Annotated in this window: 15 protein-coding genes; 11 read left to right on the top strand and 4 right to left on the bottom strand. The window is 71.2% G+C overall.

Annotated features, from left to right (window positions below):
• The first annotated feature begins 33 nt into the window (after positions 1 to 33).
• The 8 genes from ribH to ABH940_RS08805 all read left to right on the top strand — a co-directional run bounded on the left by ribH (position 34) and on the right by ABH940_RS08805 (position 7426).
• The gene (ribH, locus tag ABH940_RS08840; protein ID WP_370072355.1) at positions 34 to 510 is read left to right on the top strand and encodes a 6,7-dimethyl-8-ribityllumazine synthase; all 477 of its coding nucleotides are present in this window, start codon (positions 34 to 36) and stop codon (positions 508 to 510) included.
• Positions 511 to 649: 139 nt separating this feature from the next.
• On the top strand, positions 650 to 919 hold the full coding sequence (locus ABH940_RS08835) for a phosphoribosyl-ATP diphosphatase (protein ID WP_370072356.1): 270 nt from the start codon (positions 650 to 652) through the stop codon (positions 917 to 919).
• A 193-nt stretch (positions 920 to 1112) separates the two neighbouring features.
• Complete coding sequence (hisG, locus tag ABH940_RS08830) at positions 1113 to 1958, top strand: ATP phosphoribosyltransferase (protein ID WP_370072357.1); 846 nt, start codon at positions 1113 to 1115, stop codon at positions 1956 to 1958.
• 95 nt (positions 1959 to 2053) lie between these two features.
• Positions 2054 to 2518, top strand: coding sequence for a PH domain-containing protein (locus tag ABH940_RS08825; protein WP_370072358.1), 465 nt, complete (start codon positions 2054 to 2056; stop codon positions 2516 to 2518).
• A 105-nt stretch (positions 2519 to 2623) separates the two neighbouring features.
• On the top strand, positions 2624 to 4108 hold the full coding sequence (locus tag ABH940_RS08820; RefSeq protein WP_370105032.1) for a hemolysin family protein: 1485 nt from the start codon (positions 2624 to 2626) through the stop codon (positions 4106 to 4108).
• On the top strand, positions 4105 to 5148 hold the full coding sequence (locus ABH940_RS08815) for a hemolysin family protein (protein WP_370072359.1): 1044 nt from the start codon (positions 4105 to 4107) through the stop codon (positions 5146 to 5148). The genes ABH940_RS08820 and ABH940_RS08815 overlap by 4 nt, the downstream gene beginning before the upstream one ends.
• A gap of 68 nt (positions 5149 to 5216) precedes the next feature.
• Positions 5217 to 6224, top strand: coding sequence for an ABC transporter ATP-binding protein (locus ABH940_RS08810; protein WP_370072360.1), 1008 nt, complete (start codon positions 5217 to 5219; stop codon positions 6222 to 6224).
• Positions 6221 to 7426, top strand: coding sequence for an ABC transporter permease (locus ABH940_RS08805; protein ID WP_370072361.1), 1206 nt, complete (start codon positions 6221 to 6223; stop codon positions 7424 to 7426). The genes ABH940_RS08810 and ABH940_RS08805 overlap by 4 nt, the downstream gene beginning before the upstream one ends.
• A gap of 90 nt (positions 7427 to 7516) precedes the next feature.
• Here the strand turns inward: ABH940_RS08805 and ABH940_RS08800 are convergent, their stop codons facing one another.
• Entirely contained in the window at positions 7517 to 9538 is a 2022-nt protein-coding gene (locus ABH940_RS08800; protein WP_370105031.1) for an AAA family ATPase, read from the bottom strand.
• Positions 9539 to 10095: 557 nt separating this feature from the next.
• Positions 10096 to 10677, bottom strand: coding sequence for a uridine kinase (locus ABH940_RS08795; protein ID WP_370072219.1), 582 nt, complete (start codon positions 10675 to 10677; stop codon positions 10096 to 10098).
• Between the two features lie 276 nt (positions 10678 to 10953).
• Between ABH940_RS08795 and ABH940_RS08790 the strand changes: the two genes are divergently transcribed.
• Positions 10954 to 12114 (top strand): acyl-CoA dehydrogenase family protein, encoded by a 1161-nt coding sequence (locus ABH940_RS08790; RefSeq protein ID WP_370072220.1) that lies wholly within the window; start codon positions 10954 to 10956, stop codon positions 12112 to 12114.
• A 138-nt stretch (positions 12115 to 12252) separates the two neighbouring features.
• Here the strand turns inward: ABH940_RS08790 and ABH940_RS08785 are convergent, their stop codons facing one another.
• The gene (locus ABH940_RS08785; RefSeq protein WP_370072221.1) at positions 12253 to 12477 is read right to left on the bottom strand and encodes a hypothetical protein; all 225 of its coding nucleotides are present in this window, start codon (positions 12475 to 12477) and stop codon (positions 12253 to 12255) included.
• A gap of 38 nt (positions 12478 to 12515) precedes the next feature.
• On the opposite strand from ABH940_RS08785, the gene ABH940_RS08780 reads away from it, so the two are divergent.
• Positions 12516 to 13118, top strand: coding sequence for a PadR family transcriptional regulator (locus tag ABH940_RS08780; protein ID WP_370072222.1), 603 nt, complete (start codon positions 12516 to 12518; stop codon positions 13116 to 13118).
• On the opposite strand, the gene ABH940_RS08775 is transcribed toward ABH940_RS08780, so the two are convergent.
• Positions 13084 to 13485, bottom strand: a complete 402-nt coding sequence (locus ABH940_RS08775; protein ID WP_370072288.1) for a nuclear transport factor 2 family protein — start codon at positions 13483 to 13485, stop codon at positions 13084 to 13086. The two genes, ABH940_RS08780 and ABH940_RS08775, sit on opposite strands and share 35 nt — an antisense overlap.
• Positions 13486 to 13667: 182 nt before the next feature.
• Between ABH940_RS08775 and ABH940_RS08770 the strand changes: the two genes are divergently transcribed.
• Positions 13668 to 14807, top strand: a complete 1140-nt coding sequence (locus tag ABH940_RS08770) for a hypothetical protein (protein WP_370104994.1) — start codon at positions 13668 to 13670, stop codon at positions 14805 to 14807.
• Positions 14808 to 14809 lie beyond the last annotated feature (2 nt).

Below are 14809 nucleotides of genomic sequence, written 5' to 3'. Positions count from 1 at the left end.
AGAACCCGAATCACCACCGAGAGGACGAAGCAAGTGAGCGGCGAGGGAGCCCCCAAGCTCGACGTGCAGGGCGCGAAGGACCTGAAGGTCGCGATCGTCGCGGCGCAGTGGCACACCGTGGTCATGGACGGTCTGATCGCCGGCGCCGAGCGGGCGCTGGACGAGTACGGCGTCACCGACCGCACGCTGCTGCGCGTGCCCGGCAGCTTCGAGCTGCCGGTGGCCGCGAAGGTGCTCGCAGCCTGTGAGTACGACGCGATCGTCGCGCTCGGCGTCGTCATCCGAGGCGGGACGCCACACTTCGACTTTGTGTGCGAGGCCGCGACCATGGGGCTGACCCAGGTCTCCGTCGACTCCGGCATCCCGGTCGGTTTCGGGCTGCTGACCTGTGACAACGAGCAGCAGGCGCTGGACCGCGCGGGACTGCCCGACTCCAAGGAGGACAAGGGCCACGAGGCGACCACGGCGGCGCTCAGCACGGCCGTGCTGCTCCGGGGCCTGGCGGGCTGAGCACGCCGCCGGCCGGGTTCGCCGGAGGGATGCCGCAGAGGATCCGCAGGGAATCCGCAGGGATTGGCGTCCACGACACCGTCCGTACGGTGGGACGACACGACCTGTTCCCAGGGAACCACGTAGGGTGGAGCCCATCATGGCGCAGAAGACATTCGAAGAGCTCTTCACCGAGCTGCAGCAGAAGGCCACCTCCGGCGCGCCCGGTTCGCGCACCGCCGAGCTGGTCGGCCTGGGCGTCCACGCCATCGGCAAGAAGGTCGTCGAAGAGGCCGCCGAGGTGTGGATGGCCGCCGAGCACGAGTCCGACGAGCGGACCGCCGAGGAGATCTCCCAGCTGCTGTACCACCTGCAGGTGATGATGGTCGCGCGCGGCCTCAGCCTGGAAGACGTCTACGCCCATCTGTAGACCCCGCGTGTCATGACGCAGCGGGGCACCGAGCCGTTTCGGTGCCCCGCTTCTTCATGTCCGGGGCCGATCCGCAGACGTCCGCACCACGTTCACCAACCAGCTCTTCCCACCCCGTAGTTCAGCAGTCCAGTCCAGCAGTTCACCAGCTCAGCAGTTCACCCACGCAGCACCGGACGAAAGGCCAAGACCCATGCTCCGCATCGCCGTCCCCAACAAGGGCTCCCTCGCCGAACCGGCGGCCGGCATGCTCCATGAGGCCGGGTACCGTCAGCGTAAGGACAGCAAGGAGCTGGTCCTGGTCGACCCGGAGAACAACGTCGAGTTCTTCTACCTGCGCCCGCGCGACATCGCGATCTACGTCGGCTCCGGCCGTCTCGACGTCGGCTTCACCGGCCGCGACCTGCTGCTGGACTCCGGAGCCAACGCCGAGGAGATCCTCTCGCTCGGCTTCGCCGCCTCGACCTTCCGCTTCGCCGGCCCGCCCGGTGTCGCCACCAGCGTCAAGGACCTGGAGGGCCGCCGGATCGCGACCTCCTACACCGGCCTGGTCGAGAAGCACCTGGCCGAGGCGGGCGTCTCCGCCACCGTGACCAAGCTGGACGGCGCCGTCGAGACGGCCGTGCAGCTCGGCGTCGCCGACGTGATCGCCGACGTGGTGGAGACCGGCACCAGCCTGCGCAACGCTGGCATGGAGGTCTTCGGCGAGCCGATCCTGGTCTCCGACGCGGTGGTGATCCGTTCCGTCGGCGCGACCGAGGAGCCCGCCGTGGACCAGTTCATGCGACGTCTGCAGGGTGTTCTGGTGGCCCGTCGGTACGTGATGATGGACTACGACATCCGGGCGGAGCGCGTCGCCGAGGCGGTTGCGCTGACGCCCGGCCTGGAGTCGCCGACCGTCTCCCCGCTGCACAGCGAGGGTTGGGTGGCGGTCCGTTCGATGGTGTTGCGGAAGGAGGCTCAGCGGATCATGGACGACCTGTGGGGCATCGGGGCGCGCGCCATCCTGGTGACCAACATCCACGCCTGCCGCCTCTGAGAGGCTGGCGGTGAATCCTTGGCGGGTCACCGGGGGAGGATCAGTGGGGGCCCGCCAGGGAGAACCCGCGAGGGAGACGCTGTGGAGGCGCTGACATGACCGCCCGCCCGAGCCGGGTGACCGGTCCGCCGACGCTGCCGCACACGTGGCGGCCGGTGCTGACCCGCGTCGTGCTGCTCGGGCTGGCGGCGGTCTCCGTGGCGTTCTTCGCGACGCTCGCGATCCTGTCCGCGCCCGACTGGCAGCGCCACGACCGGATCGGGATCGGCAGCTCCGGTGTGGTCTTCGCGATCGTCCTGGTGGTGCTGGCCCGCCCCAAGGCCAAGGCCGACCGGCAGGGGCTGACGGTGGTCAACTTCGTCCGCACCCGCCGCCTGGAGTGGCCGCAGATCATCGGCGTCAACCTGCGTCAGGGCGACCCGTGGGTGCTGCTCGACCTCGCCGACGGTGGCACCCTCGCGGTCGTCGCCATCCAGCCGGGCGCGGGACGGCGTCAGGCGGCCCGGAAGGCCAAGGAGTTGCAGGCGTGCGTGGACGTCTACGGGACGGCACAGCGCTGACCTGCGTCGTTCATCCCGAGTTTTCAGGCATCCTGGTACGGTAGGCGTCTTTGCCAAAACTTTGGATGACTTGGAGAAGTTGCCCCGTCCATGGACCCTCACAGTATCGCCGCGGCCTGGCTGCTGTTCGGCATCGCCGTCCTGCTGATCCTGGCCAACGGCGTCTTCGTGGCCGCCGAGTTCGCCTTCGTCACCGTCGACCGGGGGGAGGTGGACCGGGCCGCGGCCACGGGGGACCGGCGTGCGGCCGGGGTCGCGCGGGCACTGCGCACCCTCTCCTTCGAGCTCTCCGGCGCGCAGCTCGGCATCACCGTCACCTCGCTGCTCGTCGGCATGCTGGCCAACCCCGCACTGGCCCGGCTGCTCTCGCCGCCGCTCACGTCGGTGGGGCTGCCGGGATCGCTGGTGACCGGGGTGGCCGCGGTGGTGGGGATGCTGCTGGCGACCGTGCTGCAGATGGTCGTCGGTGAGCTGGTCCCGAAGAACTGGGCGATCTCGCGTCCGCTCCAGGTGGCCCGGGCGGTCGCCGCGCCGCAGCGGATCTTCTCCACGCTCTGCCGCCCGCTGATCCTCCTGCTCAACGGGATCGCCAACCGCATCGTCCGCGGGTTCGGCCTGGAGCCCGCCGAGGAGCTCGCCTCCGCGCGCAGCGCCGAGGAACTGGTCGCGCTGGCCCGGCACTCGGCGAGTGAGGGCGCACTGGAACGCGACACCGCAGACCTGTTCGTCCGCACGCTCGGCCTGGCCGAGCTGACGGCGGAGAGCGTGATGACCCCGCGCATCGACGTCGCCGCGCTGGAGGACCACGCCACCGCCGCCGACGTGCTCAACCTGACCCGGGCGACCGGGCTTTCCCGCTTCCCCGTCTACCGGCAGTCGATCGACGACGTGGTCGGCGTGGTGACGCTGAAGGACGCGCTCGCCGTGCGGGCCGGGAACCGCGCAGCGGTGCGGGTCGGCGCGCTCGCCTCGCCGCCGCTGCTGGTGCCGGAGACGCTGCCCGCCGACCGGCTGCTCGACCTGCTGCGCAGCCGTCAGCAACTGGCCGTCGTGGTCGACGAGTACGGCGGGACGGCCGGGGTGGCGACGCTGGAGGACATCGTCGAGGAGATGGTCGGCGAGGTCCAGGACGAGCACGACCCGGCCGACCTGCCCGAGCTGCGGCCGGTGGCGGCCGTCGAGGGTCGGCAGGCGTGGGAGGCGGAGGGCCGCTGCCGCGTCGACGTGCTGGAGTCCGTCGGCCTCCGGGCACCGGACGGCCCGTACGAGACGGTCGCCGGCCTGCTCACCGACCTGCTCGGCCGCCTGCCCGCTGAGGGCGACAGCGCGGAGCTGCCCGGCTGGCGGCTCACCGCGTTGGAGGTGCAGCGGCACCGCACCGAACTGGTCCGCCTGGAGCGCCTGGTGGAACCGGATCACCACAATCACCGCGATCACCACAATCACCGCGATCACCACAATCACCGCGATCACCGCGAGCATCGTGATCGAAACCAGCGGAGTCGATCGGATCGATCGGACCGCTTTGATCGTTCTGATCGCACCGATCGCACTGATCGTGCCACGCAGGGTCCGGCAGGTGAGCGGTGAACGTTCTTGAGCTCGCGTTTGCGATCCTGCTCGTGCTCGGCAACGCCTTCTTCGTCGGCGCGGAGTTCGCGCTGGTCGCGGTGCGCCGCAGCCAGGTCGAGCCGCTCGCGGAGGCAGGCGACCGGCGCGCGGCCACGGTCGTGCGCGCTCTCGAAGACGTCACGGCGATGATGGCCGCCGCCCAACTCGGGATCACAGTCTGTTCGTTGCTTCTCGGCGCGCTGGCCGAACCGGCCCTGGCCGGACTGCTGGAAGGCCCGTTCCACGCGCTCGGCGTCCCCGCGCAGCTGGTGCACCCGATCGCGTACGTGCTGGCCCTGGCGGTCGTCGTCGCGCTGCACATGGTGATCGGCGAGATGGTCCCGAAGAACATCGCGCTGGCCACCCCCGAGCGCGCCGCGCTCGTGCTGGGCCCGCCGCTGGCGGCGCTCGCCCGGCCGCTGCGCCCGTTCATCGGCTTCCTCAACGCCTGCGCCGAGCTGCTGCTGCGGCTGCTCCGCGTGGAGTCCAAGGACGAGATCGACGCGGCCTACACCAGCGAGCAGCTCGCCCACCTGATCCAGGACTCCTACGCGGCCGGCCTGTTGGCCGGACACGCGCAGGAGCGGCTGGAGGACGCCCTGGAGCTCGGGCTGCGCCCGGTGCGTGAGGTCGTCATGCCGATGGACCGCCTGGTCACGGTCGACCGCACGGTGACCGCCGAGGGGGTGGAGGAACTGGCCGTCCGCACCGGCTACTCCCGCTTCCCCGTGGTCGGCGACGACTCCTGCCCGGGGTTCCTCGGGTACCTGCACGTCAAGGACGTGCTGGACCTGGAGGAGCGGGACGTGACGGTGCCGCAGCGCCTGTGGCGACCGATCCTCACCCTCCGCGGCGACCTTCCGCTGGACGACGCGCTCGGCGCGATGCGCCACTCCGCGGCGCACCTGGCGGGCGTCGTCGACGCCGAGGGACGCAGTCTGGGCCTGGTGGCGCTGGAGGACGTACTTGAGGAACTCGTCGGCGAGGTACACGATCCGGATCACCGTGCCACCCGCTAGGGTGACACCTGGTCAATCGAAAGCACGATTGACCGATCGAACGAGCCTCACGGGGGAGTGATGAGCACGTGAGCGATCGACGACTCGAAGTCGACCGCGTCTCCAAGCGCTACGGCGACACCGTCGCGTTGGACGGCATGGCTTTCGACGTCCGGGCCGGAGAGATCTTCGGCTTCGTCGGAAGCAACGGCGCCGGTAAGACCACCACCATGCGGATCATCCTGGGCGTGCTGGCCGCCGACTCCGGCGAGGTCCGCTGGGACGGCGCACCGGTGACGCTGGAGACCCGCAGCCGCATCGGCTACATGCCGGAGGAGCGCGGCCTCTACCCGCGGATGAAGGTCGGCGAGCAGCTGGAGTACCTGGCCCGTCTGCACGGCCTGACCCGTGCCGACGCGGTCCAGGCCGCCCTTACCTGGTCCGAGCGGCTGGGCGTCGACGCCCGGTTCGGCGACGAGGTGCAGAAGCTGAGCCTCGGCAACCAGCAGCGCGTCCAGCTGGCCGCCGCGCTGGTCCACCACCCGGAGATACTCGTCCTCGACGAGCCCTTCTCCGGTCTGGACCCGGTGGCCGTGGACGTGATGAGCGAGGTGCTCCGCGAGAAGGTCGCCGAGGGCATCCCGGTCATCTTCTCCAGCCACCAACTGGACCTGGTCGAGCGGCTCTGCGACCGCGTCGGCATCGTCCGCGCGGGCAGCATGGTCGCCTGCGACACCGTCGAGGCGCTGCGCGCCTCCGGCGGCGAGGAGCTCCTGGTCCACGCGCCGGACGCGCCCGACGGATGGGCGGACGCCCTGCCCGGCGTCACCGTCCGTGGCCAGGACGCCGGACGCACGGTCCTCGCCCTCGCCGACGGCGCCGACGACCAGGCGGTCCTGGCCGCGGCGTTGGCCACCGGCCCGGTCCGTGAGTTCGCCCGCCGCCGCTCGACGCTGACGGAGCTCTTCCGGCATGTGGTGAGCGCGGACCCGGCGTTGGGCCCGGGGTTGGACGCGCCGGCGGGAACGCCTGCGAGCACGGCAGTTGGCACGGCAGTCGGCACGGCAGTCGGCACGACGGGGGAGAGGGCGCAGTGAGCAGCAGCGAGCAGAACAACGGCGCTCGGAACGACCGGGCGCAGGGTGCGCCGCGGCGCCTGGAGATCGGCGGCGCGGAGGCGATCCGACTGGTCGCCGGCCGCGAACTGCGGGTCCGACTGCGGTCCAAGGCGTTCCTGATCGTGATGGCGATCTCCGCCCTCGCGTTCGTCGCCCTGCCGATCATCACCAAGTTCGCCCACTCCAGCCCGAGCACCGCCAAGGTCGCCGTCACCCAGCAGGAGTCGGTCTACGGCAACTCCCTGGAGCAGATCGCGAACGCGCTCCACCAGAACCTCTCGGTCACGGTCGTCCCGGACGCGGCTTCCGGCACGGCCCTGGTCCGCGACGGCAAGGTCGACGCCTTCGCGGTCCACACTCCCGGCAGCGGAACGGTGGTGACGGTCAAGAAGACCTTGCCGGACTCGCTCAAGACCGTCCTCTCCCTGGTCGGCCAGCAACCCACGCTGGCGTCCCAGCAGGTCCAGGTCACGGCGCTGGAGAAGAACGACCCGCAGCAGGGCCAGAAGATCACCATCGCGATCGCGGCCGGGCTGCTGATGTACCTGATCCTGATGACGGTCGGTCAGATGGTGGCCCAGGGTGTGGTCGAGGAGAAGAGCAGCCGCGTCGTCGAACTGCTGCTCGCCACGATCAAGCCGTGGCAGCTGTTGGCGGGCAAGGTCGCGGGCATCGCGGTGATCGGCGCGTTGCAGCTGGTCGTGCCGAGCGCCATCGGCCTGGCCATCGGCATGGCCGACGGACAGCTGAACCTCCCGCTCAGCGCGTCGGTCGGCAGCTTCGCCTGGACGCTGGCCTGGTTCGTGGCGGGTTTCTGGCTCTTCGCCATGATCTTCGCCTCGGCCGGCGCGATGGTCTCCCGCCAGGAAGACCTCGGCGGCGTGATGGCGCCGATCATCATGCCGCTGATCGCCGGCTGGGTCGTCGCGATCTCGGTCCTGCCGACCAACCCGCAGAACCAGCTCGCCGAGATCCTCTCCTTCGTGCCGCTCACGGCCCCGGAGATCATGCCCATGCGCTGGGCGCTGGGCGTGGCGCCGCTCTGGCAGGTCCTCGTCTCCCTGGCCCTCACCCTCGCCTGCGGCGCGGTGATGCTGCGCTTCGCAGGCCGGATCTACCGCAATTCAGTCCTGCGCAGCGGCGCCAGGGTCCCGCTGAGGGAAGCGTTGAAGGCGGCGTAGCAGTTGCACTACCTAGAGGCGCGGGGCCTGCTTGATCAACAAGCAGGCCGCGCGCCCCTGGTGGTTGCGACGACCTGCGGGAGCGGACCGTCAGCGTCCGTCTATCAGTTCGCCGTAGGCCTGGAGTACGTCCGGCAGCCGCAACGCGGCCAAGTCCTGGCGGGTGGGTGGGTCTGCGAGGACGGAGAGGCGCAAGTCCCGGTACGCGCAGGACTTCTCGTAGAGCGTGCGCATGAAGCGTCCGTTGCCGAGGTCGTCGATCCAGCCTTCGCGGACGACGTGGCCGCAGATGGAACGGAGTTCCTCCAGCGCCTCGTCGTCCCAGAAGTCGCCGTCGCCCGCCGCCAGCGACTCGCCGATCGCGGAGAGCTCGCCCGGGCGGTAACTCGGGAAGTCGACCCGGGAGGTGAACCGCGAGCTGAGCCCGGGATTCGCCGCCAGCAGGCGGTTCATACCCTCCGGGTAGCCCGCGAGGATCACCACCAACCGGTCGCGGTTGTCCTCGGCGCGCTTCAGCAGGACCTGGAGCGCCTCGTCCCCGTACGCATCGCCCTTGGAGTAGCCGGAGTTGGCCAGGCTGTAGGCCTCGTCGATGAAGAGCACGCCGTCCAGCGCCGAGTCGATCAGCTCGTTCGCCTTGACGGCCGTCTGGCCCAGGAACTCGCCGACCAGGTCGGCCCGTTGGGCCTCGACCAGGTGGTCGCCGCTGAGCAGGCCGAGGGCGTAGAAGACCCGGCCGAGGATCCGGGCCACCGTGGTCTTGCCCGTGCCTGACGGACCGGAGAAGACGAAGTGCCGCTTCGGCGGCTGCACCGGAAGGCCCTGGCCGGCGCGGAGCCGGGCCATCCGCAACTGCGCCGAGAGCGCCAGCACTTGGCGCTTGACCGGTTCCATGCCGACCATCCGGTCCAGCTCGGCGAGCGCGGCGTCCAGTCGCTCCTGGTTCGGCTGGACGGTCGTGCCCGGAGGGAGCGGCGGCACCGCGGCGGCGTCGGCGCGGTGGCGTGCGCCCAGCGCTGTGGCCCCCGGTGTCCGGGGTCCGGTGTCGTCGCCCTCCTCGGGTTCGTCGTCCTCGTCGGTGCCCGCAACACCGGCACCTTCCGCACCCTCCGCGTCGAAGTACGCGGAGCCGGCGGAGGCGTTCGCGCCGTCCTCCGCCTCCCCGCCCACCACGTCCTCGTCCTCGTCCGCGAGCGGGAAGCCGGGCAGCGGGTCGTAGTAGGCCGGGTCGAAGCCGCCGTCGAGCGAGGAGTCCAGCGGGACGTCCAGCGAGGCGTCCAGCGGGTCGAACGGCGACGCCGACGGCGTCTCGGGCGGTGTGCCTGCGAAGCCGGCGCCGCCGCTGGCGCGGCGCGGGCGGTGGAGGCCGGGCTCGGGCGGGGACTCCAGCAACGACGGGTCGACACCGTCCTCCGCGGTGATCGCGGCAAGGCGGGCGGTGGTGTCCATGAAGCCCGGGTCGACGCGGTGCACCGCACGGTAGAGCGAGAGCGCCGCCGCGCTGCGGCCGACGCCCTCGTAGGCGCGGGCGAGCCAGTAGCGCAGCTCCTTGCGCTGCGGCTGCTCGGAGCGGCAGCGGGCCAGGGAGGTGGCCAGCGGCAGTTCGGCCTGGCCGGACATGTCCAGCCGCACCCGGGCCATCCCGGCGAAGAGGCCCGCCTCGATGCCGAGCAGCGGATCGTCCAGCAGGCCGTCGGTGTCGCGGATCAACTGCTCCCAGTCCTTGGTCAGGTAGGAGCGGCAGGCGTGCAGGAAGCGGACCGCGTGGTCCAGCCCTGGGGGTGGGCAGTCGGCCAAGGCCTGGTCCAGCTCGGGCAGATGACGGCCGTCCAGCCAGTGCGACGCGTGTGCGAGGGCCAGGTCGCGCTCGTCCTCCAGCAGCGGCTGCACCCACCAGCCCAGCCAGTACCAGGAACTGAGTGGGCGTCGGTGTCTGCCCCGCTGCTCGCCGAAGCGGTGCCGGTTCCGGTACATGGCGAGCAACGCGGCTGAGGTGTCCGAACGCAGGGCGTGCAGGCCCAGCCAGGCGTCGGCCATGCCCGGGTCAAGGCGGACGGCGGCGCGGAACTCCTCCTCGGCGCGGGTGTACGCGCCGGCGGCGTAGGCGTCCATCGCCCGCAGCCAGGCGCGGTCGGCCAGGCTCCGGGAACGCCTGTCGCCGTTGTCCTCTGTCCCCACCGCTCTGCCCCCTGCTGTGCCGCGACCCGCCGCCCAGCAACTGGGCTGACCCGGGAGGCCTGCAGACGCCACACTTTGACGGTCCGTGAGCGCGCGGGGCCGAGGCACCGCGCTCATGGGGGCATCGTACCGGCCCGGTGCTGATCCGGAAGAGTGCCTTGCGGCCGTATCGGCTGGTGGGAACACGGACAATAGGCGGACACAAGCGGCACCCGAGATTCCGGTGGTCACCGACGGTCACTCGGCTGACGAAGAACGGATCGGGCCAAAAGGGCGGATCCGTAGGAAAAGAACGAGCTGCCGGCCACGGGGGAACGGCCGGCAGCTCGTGTCTCTGGAGCGCGATCACGCTCTGTCGCGCTGATGAGAACGTAGTTGCTGCCAGGCCCGCAGGTCAAGGCCGACCCCGTCGCAGGGTCCTTGTGCAACTCCCTTTGCGGGGTGGCAATTCATTGGCTGTGAGACAGTGTACCGGGCGCACGCAGTCGTGATTACCGTGCGTTGCCGAGCGGCTCCCCGGTCGCCCCGTCCACGAGAAAATTGGCGAAAGGTCTGGTGGGATCGTGCCGAAAGTGTGTCGACTGCCCCACGAACCAGTGCGACCAGAAGTCGGCCTGATCCGGTCCGTCCCGGTCTTCGCCGCGCGCACGAGCGGTCGTCGCGTCGAGCTCCATCCAGACCAGCGCGGCCAGCTGCGGCCGCACCGCGCGTCGCCCGGCGCCGACCCCCTCCAGCAGCAGAAACGGAGGAGCGGCGGCCAGTTCGCGGGTGGTGGCGAAGCGGTGCAGCGTCCAGTCGTAGACGCGGTGCCGCACTGGTCGTCCGGCGGCGAGCGGCTCCAGCACCTCGCTGCGCAGACGGTCGGTCCAGCCGAAGAACTGCTCGTGCGTCGCAAGGTCGTCCAGATGTACGACCGGCGCGCCCTCGGGACGAGGGGAGAGTGCGGCGGAGAGGCGTGCGGCGAAGGTCGTCTTCCCCGAACCGGCGAAGCCGTCGACGGCGATCAGGCGGGTCGGCCCGCAGGAAGGGGGGAGCGCCGCCAGCCGTGAGGCGAGTGAGTCCAAGGTGAGCATGATGCTGCGAGCGTATCCAGGCTGCGCCATCCGTCCGGGCCCGTGCGGCCACTCTTGGGCCGGGAAGCGTAGCGGAAGACAGGGGAGGGCAGGTCAGGGCCGATCCGGCTCCCTGGTGCCGGATCGGCTCCGCATGGTGCGAGGGGCTCCGGATGGGGCATACTTCCACCGCCGTATGTTAGCGAGCGTTCACTGCGATCCGGAGGACGGCTCGTGTCCGTGTCGGACGCCCCCACCCAGGGGTGCCCCGCCCAGAGACCAGGAGGCCGCGCCGCCATGACCACGCCTGCGACCAAGCCCGTCGACCGCCAGCTCCCCACGGAGGAGGCGCGCGAGCTGCTGGCCCTCACCCGGGACCTCGCCCTGAACGAGGTCGCCCCGACGGCTGCGGAGGAGGAGGCGGCCGGGATCTTCCCACGCGAGACCTTCCGCACCCTCGGCCGGTCCGGCCTGCTCGGCCTGCCCTACGACGAGCAGTACGGCGGCGGCGCCCAGCCCTACGAGGTCTACCTCCAGGTGATCGAGGAGCTGGCCGCCGCCCGGCTCACCGTCGGTCTCGGGCTCAGCGTGCACACCCTCTCTTGCCACGCGCTCGCCACCTTCGGCAGCGACGCCCAGCGTGACCAGTGGCTGCCCGACATGATCGGCGGCGAACTGCTCGGCGCATACTGCCTGTCCGAGCCGCAGTCCGGCTCCGACGCGGCGGCGCTGCGCACTCGCGCGGTCCGCGACGGCGACGACTACGTCGTCAACGGCACCAAGGCCTGGATCACCCACGGCGGCATCGCCGACTTCTACAGCACGATGGTGCGCACCAGCGACGACGGCTCGCACGGCATCAGCGTCCTGCTGGTCCCCGGCGACACCCCCGGCGTCTCGGGTGCGGCGCCGGAGCGGAAGATGGGCATGAAGGGCTCGCCCACCGCCCAGGTCCTCTTCGACGACGCCCGCGTCTCCGCCGACCGGCTGATAGGGAGCGAGGGCCAGGGCTTCGGCATCGCGCTCTCCGCGCTGGACTCCGGCCGCCTCGGCATCGCCGCCGCCGCGATCGGCGTGGCCCAGGCCGCGCTCGACTACGCCGTCGGATACGCGAAGGAGCGCGAGCAGTTCGGCCGCGCCATCGCGGACTTCCAGGGGCTCTCGTTCATGCTCGCCGACATGGCCACCGCGGTCGAGGCCGGTCGCGCCCTCTACCTCGCCGCCGCCCGCCGCCGCGACGCCGGCCTCAGCTTCGGCCGCGAGGCCGCGATGGCGAAGCTCTTCTGCACGGACGCGGCGATGCGCGTCACGACGGACGCGGTCCAGGTCCTCGGCGGCTACGGCTACACCCAGGACCACCCGGTCGAGCGCTACATGCGCGAGGCCAAGGTGCTCCAGATCGTCGAGGGCACCAACCAGATCCAGCGCCTGGTCATCGGCCGCGCCTTGACCCGCTGACGCGGTCGCCTGCCGGCATGCGGCACCGGGACGCGGCACAGGGACGTCGGAACGGAGGGGACTCCGCCCGGCGTCTCCGCCCGACTTGGCCGGACCCGTGGCCCCGCCGCCAGTCGTGGGTGGCGGGGCCGTCGTGCGTCAGCCGCCGAAGAGCGTGCCGCCAGTGATGGCGATGACCGTCGGCAGGAAGATCAGCGCCGCGGATACGAAGAGGAGGGCCAGGGGGGTTCCGATCGGCACGACGGGCTCCTTGTCGGCGGGAGAGGGTCCTGCGATCAGTCGAGCGGCGGCCGGACCGGTCGGCAACTGCCGGTAGGCCGTCCAGCCCACAACCCGACGGGTGGCGGCGCCCGCATCGTCCATCTGTCCGAGTGACTACGGCCCCCCGATACGCTCGGGTTATGGCTCTGCGCAACGCGATCATGTCCGCGCTGCTCGACGGCGAGGCCTCGGGCTACGACCTGGCCAAGGCCTTCGATGCCTCGGTGGCGAACTTCTGGATGGCCACGCCGCAGCAGCTCTACCGCGAGCTGGACCGGATGGAGGCCGAGGGGCTGGTCCAGGCGCGGGTCGTCGAGCAGCGGGGGCGGCCGAACAAGCGGCTCTTCTCGCTCACCGGCGACGGTCGTGCCGCGCTGCGCGCCTTCACGGCCGAAGCCCCGAGGCCGTCCGCGATCCGGGACGAGCTGCTGGTCAAGGTGCACGCCGTCGACGCGGGTGACGCGGACGCGGTCCGTGCGGCGCTGCGCGAGCGTGCGGCCTGGGCCGAGGCCAAGATCGCCCGCTACGAGCGCCTGCAGGCGCGGCTGCTGGACGGCCGGTTCGAGGAGGAGTACCTGGCCGCCGCCGACCCCGTCGGTCCCTACCTCACGCTGATGCGCGGCCTGATGTTCGAGCGGGAGAACCTGCGGTGGTGCGAGCAGGCGCTCGCCGTCCTGGAGCGGCGCGCCGCCCCGGCGGACGTGGCGTTCACTCCGCCGGCGAGCCCAGAGCCTCGGCCGTGATCCGCTCGAACTGGGCCCCCATCGCCGCCGCGAGCGCCTGTGCTCCGGAGAGCGGGCGCACCATCACCGTGAACTCGTCGATCAGGCCGTCCTCGTCGAAGTGCAGGAAGTCGCAGCCGTGCACCTCGCGGCCGTCGACGGTGGCCTTGAAGACGAAGGCGCGGTCCCGGTCGTCGGCGCCGCCGATCTCGCGGACATAGCGGAAGTCCTCGAAGACCCGGCCCGCCCCGCGCAGGATCGCCGCCGTGATGGCCTTGCCCGGGTAGGGCTTGAACACGACCGGACTGGTGAAGACGACGTCCTCGGCCAGCAGCGCCTCAAGGGCCTTGTGGTCACCGGCCTCGACCGCAGCGCGGAAAGGGTGCACGGGGTGCTCCATGGTCACCACTCCCTAGTCAATTAGTTGAGTATCAACACCGAGACTAGTGACGCCGGTGGGTGCTGTCGAGGGCCGACTGCGGACGTGCCGATGGCTGCGTCGATCCGGGTATGGCCTCCTCGACCTGACCTGACGTACCGTCAGACAACTTTCCTGTCGAGGAGGCCAGCGTGACGTTCCGTCCTGTCCCTCTGGACGAGTACCCCGTGCACCAGGTGCCGCTGTCCATGCGGCACGTCACCACCGGCGACCGCAACGCCTACGACCGCTGCATCTTCCACGTCTTCGACCACAACGGCCGTGCCCTCCTCATCGCCGGGCTCGGGGTCTACCCCAACACCGGCGTGATCGACGCGTACGCGACGCTCAAGGTCGGCGACACGCTGCACGCCGTCCGCGCGTCGGACGCGCTCGGCGAGGACCGGATGAAGCTCCAGGTCGGCCCGGTGCGGATCGAGGTGGTGGAACCGCTCCGCACGCTGCGCCTGGTCTGCGAGGGGGACGGCACGCCCGACGGTCTGGCCCTCGACCTCACCTGGCAGGCCGAGTTCCCCGCCGTGTGGGAGCCGCACCATGTGGGCCGCACCGGCGACCGGCTCACCCTCGAAGGGCGGCGCTTCGTCCAGGCGGGCGGCGCGACCGGCGTGATCCGCGCCGGGGGAGTGGAGTACCGGGTCACGCCCGAGCAGTGGACCGGCACCCGGGACCGCAGTTGGGGCGTGCGGCCGATTCCCGGCGAACAGCCCGGCCGCGCCGCCGAGGAGCACCGGCCCGAGGGCTTCCACTGGGTCTGGTGCCCGATCCGCTTCCGCGACCGCTTCGTCATGGTGATCCTCCAGGAGGACGCCGACGGCTACCGCACCCTCAACGAGGCGTTGCTCGTCCACGCCGACGGGGGCGCGCGCGACGGGACGCGGAAGGACGAGCAACTCGGCTGGCCGCACGTCGACATCCGCTACCGGTCCGGCACCCGGGTGCCCGAGGGCGCGGTGCTGCACCTCACCGACTCGGCGCGCAAACCGGTCGAGATCCACGCCGAACTCCTGGGCGGTTCCCCGCTCGCCGTCGGCGCCGGATACCCGCCCGCAGCCGACTGGCAGCACGGCACCTGGCAGGGACGCGGCTGGGTGGACCGGCGCAGCTACGACCTCACCGACCCGAACGACCTCGCCCTCGCGTCGTACGGCGTCACCGACCATGCGGCCCGGTTCACCCTCAACGGGGAGACCGGCCACGGCATCTTCGAACACGGCAGCTTCGGCCGCCACGACCCCAGTGGATTCGCCGACTTCTCCGCCGTCGCGCCCTGATT

Source organism: Streptacidiphilus sp. BW17, from assembly GCF_041262485.1.
Lineage (GTDB): Bacteria > Actinomycetota > Actinomycetes > Streptomycetales > Streptomycetaceae > Streptacidiphilus.
The sequence above is the reverse complement of the archived record's forward strand: the minus strand, read 5'-3'. Positions and strand labels throughout refer to the sequence as shown.

Excerpts from the sequence above, each read along its gene's own strand:
- ABH940_RS08825 (WP_370072358.1), top strand. The coding sequence starts at position 2,054 with ATGACCGCCCGCCCGAGCCGGGTGACCGGTCCGCCGACGCTGCCGCAC.
- ABH940_RS08800 (WP_370105031.1), bottom strand. The coding sequence starts at position 9,538 with ATGGACGCCTACGCCGCCGGCGCGTACACCCGCGCCGAGGAGGAGTTC.
- ABH940_RS08835 (WP_370072356.1), top strand. The coding sequence starts at position 650 with ATGGCGCAGAAGACATTCGAAGAGCTCTTCACCGAGCTGCAGCAGAAG.
- ABH940_RS08785 (WP_370072221.1), bottom strand. The coding sequence starts at position 12,477 with ATGGACGATGCGGGCGCCGCCACCCGTCGGGTTGTGGGCTGGACGGCC.
- ABH940_RS08780 (WP_370072222.1), top strand. The coding sequence starts at position 12,516 with ATGGCTCTGCGCAACGCGATCATGTCCGCGCTGCTCGACGGCGAGGCC.
- hisG (WP_370072357.1), top strand. The coding sequence starts at position 1,113 with ATGCTCCGCATCGCCGTCCCCAACAAGGGCTCCCTCGCCGAACCGGCG.
- ABH940_RS08790 (WP_370072220.1), top strand. The coding sequence starts at position 10,954 with ATGACCACGCCTGCGACCAAGCCCGTCGACCGCCAGCTCCCCACGGAG.
- ABH940_RS08795 (WP_370072219.1), bottom strand. The coding sequence starts at position 10,677 with ATGCTCACCTTGGACTCACTCGCCTCACGGCTGGCGGCGCTCCCCCCT.